Genomic DNA, 456 nt, shown 5'->3' with positions numbered 1-456 from the left:
CATCCAGTCGGCGCGACGCTCGTAAAGGTCGATTGAAGTGCCCTTCGCGGCCACTTCCTGAAACTCGATCTTCATGCTGTCGGGCATGATCGCAGCCATATCGCCAGCGATCTGCGTCACAGCGCGCCACAGGACATCCTTGTCCTCTTCCTTGGCGTCACCTTCGTAACGGCCGATGCGGATCGGCATGCCGAAGTTCTGGACGAAGATCGCCCAGTCCTTGAGTGTGAAGCTCTTGTACATCCATGCCCAGGATGCGACACGCGCTATGCCGGAACGGATCGTCAGCCCCGATTTTGACGGGTGACGGTGGATGATAAACTTGTGAGCCGGTAACGGTTCTTCAGCCGGATCGTCGCGAAGTACAACGGTTTCACCATCTGCGCGGGCAAATGTAAACCAACGCTGCGGCCTGTATGTAATCTCGCGCGGTTCCCACCGGCTAAGCCGGGTTTG

General features: G+C 57.9%; 1 protein-coding gene. It reads right to left on the bottom strand.

Annotation, left to right across the window (positions count from 1 at the left end; translation table 11 throughout):
• Positions 1-456: phage portal protein family protein (locus tag CEV34_RS14610; RefSeq protein ID WP_143853389.1), on the bottom strand; the 456-nt coding region annotated here is incomplete at both ends.

It is taken from the genome of Brucella pseudogrignonensis (genome assembly GCF_002252525.1).
Classification (GTDB): domain Bacteria; phylum Pseudomonadota; class Alphaproteobacteria; order Rhizobiales; family Rhizobiaceae; genus Brucella; species Brucella pseudogrignonensis.
The sequence above is the reverse complement of the archived record's forward strand: the minus strand, read 5'-3'. Positions and strand labels throughout refer to the sequence as shown.